Below are 1379 nucleotides of genomic sequence, written 5' to 3'. Positions count from 1 at the left end.
CTCATCTTCCCTTTCAGGATTGGCGCTGGCTGGTAACACGTCCTGTTGCGGTTGAAAAGCCGGTCGTTGCGAGACGCTTCAGCTTCTATTCCGCACCCAGGAGAGCATCTAGCAAAGCGTGACGTGGCGACGCAAAAGGATTGACCACGGTTACACCACCCCAGGTGAAGCCGTTCTGCAGGTCTTCTGACAGGAGCAGCCGGCAACCCGTTTGCGAAGCAGTGGAAAGAATTGCAGCATCCCAGATACCGAAACGATGGTCCGCAGCAAGATCGACGGCCATCATCATCACTTCCGGCGTCGTTCCAGCAACCGGGAACGCGTCGCGCCAGCTAAGCAGCGCCTCCTGAGCCTCCTGGGGCGACCTTCCGGCCTTACGGACAAGGACATTAAACAGCTCCCCCAGCACCTGGACCGGAACAACGGCAGCCTCTTGTGGGACATTGCCTAGCAGTTCGAGAACGACGTCGCGTTTCTGCGCGTTGTTAACGCCCTCTGCATAGGCAAGGACGTTGGTGTCGATCGCGACCTTCACAGATCGTCCTCATAAAGCTCATCGCGGGTCCAGCTTCCGGCATCGACGATCGGCTGCCGTTGGAGGCGCGACAGCAATGCCGCGCGCGAGCGGGAGGCCACGCCCTCGTGCTTTTCCGCAGGCACGATCCGCGCCACCGGCCGCCCATGGCTGGTCACGACGTAGCTGTGGCCCTCGCGCACCTCACGTAGAATGTGAGAGAATCTGCGGTTGGCATCGGCTGCCGAAACGGTTTCATCCATGGTTGCGCCTGCCATGTAGTTATTTTCACTACAATAGTGATTGAGTCCGCATTTAGCAAGCCATTGCGGGATCACAACGGCTACCAGTGGTTGCGATCGCACAAAAGTGACAGCAATTTAATGCGACATCCGGGCCAATGCGTGATACCGCCCGGGGCGTGCCGGCTTGCCCCCAGCCTGGCATCGAGAATCGCGCAGACAAATCAGGGCGCTCCCTTGAACCGCATCATCCCGCTCATCCTGGCGGTCGCACTTTTCATGGAGAACATGGATTCGACCGTGATCGCGACCTCGCTGCCGGCGATCGCCATTGACATCCATACCAGCCCGATCGCGCTCAAGCTGGCGCTGACGGCCTATCTGGTGTCGCTGGCGATCTTCATTCCGATCAGCGGCTGGATGGCGGACCGGTTCGGAGCCAAGAACGTGTTCCGCGCCGCGATCGCCGTCTTCATCGCCGGTTCGGTCGCCTGCGCCTTTGCCAATTCGCTGCCGGCCTTCGTGGTGTCGCGCTTCCTGCAGGGCATGGGCGGCGCCATGATGACGCCGGTCGGGCGCCTGGTGCTGGTGCGTGCGACGCCGAAGAACGAACTCGTCGCGGC

Annotated in this window: 3 protein-coding genes; 1 reads left to right on the top strand and 2 read right to left on the bottom strand. The window is 60.8% G+C overall.

What is annotated here, in order from left to right; genetic code table 11:
* Positions 1–85: 85 nt before the first annotated feature.
* Positions 86–535 (bottom strand): PIN domain-containing protein, encoded by a 450-nt coding sequence (locus EOA29_RS36560; RefSeq protein ID WP_126094268.1) that lies wholly within the window; start codon positions 533–535, stop codon positions 86–88.
* Complete coding sequence (locus EOA29_RS36555) at positions 532–777, bottom strand: type II toxin-antitoxin system prevent-host-death family antitoxin (protein ID WP_126095931.1); 246 nt, start codon at positions 775–777, stop codon at positions 532–534. Before EOA29_RS36555 ends, EOA29_RS36560 begins: the two co-directional genes overlap by 4 nt.
* A gap of 216 nt (positions 778–993) precedes the next feature.
* Between EOA29_RS36555 and EOA29_RS36550 the strand changes: the two genes are divergently transcribed.
* A partial coding sequence (locus tag EOA29_RS36550) for an MFS transporter (protein ID WP_127222399.1) occupies positions 994–1379 on the top strand: 386 nt, incomplete at its 3' end.

The sequence above is a fragment of the Mesorhizobium sp. M1E.F.Ca.ET.063.01.1.1 genome (genome assembly GCF_003998155.1).
Taxonomy (GTDB): Bacteria; Pseudomonadota; Alphaproteobacteria; order Rhizobiales; family Rhizobiaceae; genus Mesorhizobium.
Note: the sequence above shows the minus strand (reverse complement) of the source record. Positions and strands in the feature narration are given on the sequence as shown.